General features: G+C 39.6%; 2 protein-coding genes. One reads left to right on the forward strand and one right to left on the reverse strand.

Translation table 11 applies throughout. The features are described 5' to 3' along the window. Window positions 1-222 precede the first annotated feature (222 nt). The gene (locus N0O92_RS23660) at window positions 223-447 is read right to left on the reverse strand and encodes a YuzB family protein (RefSeq protein WP_315617492.1); all 225 of its coding nucleotides are present in this window, start codon (window positions 445-447) and stop codon (window positions 223-225) included. A 276-nt stretch (window positions 448-723) separates the two neighbouring features. On the opposite strand from N0O92_RS23660, the gene lipL reads away from it, so the two are divergent. Then, on the forward strand, window positions 724-1,569 hold the full coding sequence (lipL, locus tag N0O92_RS23665) for an octanoyl-[GcvH]:protein N-octanoyltransferase (RefSeq protein WP_315617494.1): 846 nt from the start codon (window positions 724-726) through the stop codon (window positions 1,567-1,569). The last annotated feature ends 309 nt before the right edge of the window (window positions 1,570-1,878 follow it).

Genomic DNA, 1,878 nt, shown 5'->3' on the forward strand with positions numbered 1-1,878 from the left:
AATCTTGTTCATGGAAAGCCATTCTCCTTTGTGTTTGTTAGCGGTAACTACACTTTAACGGAGATGGCTTTCTTTGTCTTTTTATATGCTTGTATCTACTAAATTTTGGTTAATCAACAGCCCTGGGTCTGACCCCTCTTTCCCTCTTCACCGTACCACAGCGGGGTCTGACCCCTAACGACTAGAGAACATAAAAAATCCCAGTTAATTGGTCAACTGGGATTACTTATTTAGCTTTTTCATCACTTTATCGATAAGTTGATCTTCATCTGGTGCTGCGACCGGACGATTATTTACAAATGCAAACGACTTTTTTCTCCCTGGTCCACAATACGACTGACATTTGATATCGATCGTTGCTTCAGCATCGACTTTTTTCAGCCGTGGGATAAGAGTTTTTATATTGGTCGCTTGGCACTCATCACAAATTCGAAATTCATTTGCCATCAAACCTGACCCCTTCTATTACTATTATCTATATATTCAACGGAATACTCCATTTTTAAACCATCAACTAGTATATCACAAACTTCGCTATAAGCCAGTACCGATGCCCTCTCAAAATATGTAAAGAGGGTCTGACCCCTTCCAAACTTGGACCGAAATCCTTCCAACATTCCCATAGAGTTTTTATTCCGAAACGAAAACCCTCTTCTATTTATTTTGAAAAACAATCACATGTTATAATAAGATCTATTCTAAAAACAAATAGGAGCTTCGCCCATGACTATTTCCTTTTCATCCATTTCGCCAACTTGGCGTGTATTAGATCATACAACATTTGGACCATCTTTTGATGCCTTGCAATCATTTGCTTACGATGACACCCTCTGCTCTTTTATTGGTCAACAACAAGGGCTAGCGACCACTCGGGCTTGGGTTCATCACAAAACAGTCGTTCTTGGTATTCAAGATAGCCGGCTCCCTCATATTGAAGAAGGGCGTGCGTACTTAGAATCACAAGGGTATCGCGTCATTGTCCGCAATTCAGGCGGACTAGCTGTTGTGTTAGATGATGGGGTTTTAAATGTCTCCCTCATTCTTAAAGAGGAAAAAGGGTTTTCAATTGATGCTGGCTATGAACTGATGTACGACCTTATCAAAAAAATATTTGCTTCCTATAATGTAAACATTGAGGCATATGAAATTGTCGGTTCCTATTGTCCAGGTAGCTTTGACTTGAGCATTAACGGGAAAAAGTTTGCTGGAATTTCGCAGCGTCGTATTCGCGGTGGCATCGCCGTCCAAATTTACCTTTGTGTGACGGGAAGCGGCAGCCATCGTGCTCACCTTATCAAACAATTTTATGATAAAGCCGTAGCTGGGAAAGAAACGAAATTTGTTTATCCTGTTGTTCAACCAGAAACAATGGCTTCCTTAACTGAGCTTCTTCAAAAGCCTCTTACGATAAGTAGCATCATGACTTCTTTACTGACAACCCTTCAAAATGAGGGTGTTCAATTAACTGTTCAACCACTTTCGAACGAAGAACAACAACTCTTTATGGAAAACTACGAACGTATACAACTTCGAAATGAGAAAGCATTGAACATGAATAAAAATAATTGATTTCGGTTGTTTAACGTATCCTACATTTATGCTAAGAATTCGTGAAACTTAAGATACCTCAATTAGACCGCTTCAATAGGTTTAATTGAGGTCCTGAAATTCTAATCTTCTTCCATTCACTACCACAACACGCCCTTCAGAGGTCGCCAACTCTACTCCCTCTCTTTTTCACTACCGCAACATGAATAGGCTACACTTAGTTGGACAATAAAAATAAGGGCTAGTAGAATAACCATATAACAAGTGAGGAGCGAATCTACTATGTCCAAAAAAAGAAGAACGTTTACCACAGAATTTAAGAAGCAAGTG

The organism is Alkalihalobacillus sp. MEB130 (assembly GCF_032335535.1).
Lineage (GTDB): Bacteria > Bacillota > Bacilli > Bacillales > Bacillaceae_D > Halalkalibacter.